The 221-nt window shown below is 65.2% G+C and carries 1 pseudogene; it reads right to left on the reverse strand.

Going from position 1 to position 221, the window contains the following annotated elements:
* Positions 1 to 221 (reverse strand): annotated as a pseudogene (locus ACLQ26_RS33075) (hypothetical protein); the annotation flags it as partial.

Genomic DNA, 221 nt, shown 5'->3' on the forward strand with positions numbered 1-221 from the left:
ACGGTCTGCGCGGCCTCGGTCAGCGGCATGTCCTGCCAGCCGTCGACCTGCTTGAGGCCCTTGAGGAACGCGGTCGTCGAGTACTCCGGGTTGGTGATCTGCTCCGGCGTACCCCAACCACTGGACGGACGCTGCTGGAACAGGCCCAGCGAATCGTGGTCGTTCATGTCGCCGAGGTGACCCAGGTTCTCCAGCTTCGACTCCTGCAGGCTCGTCGCGAT

The sequence above is a fragment of the Micromonospora sp. DT43 genome (genome assembly GCF_049841645.1).
GTDB lineage: Bacteria > Actinomycetota > Actinomycetes > Mycobacteriales > Micromonosporaceae > Micromonospora.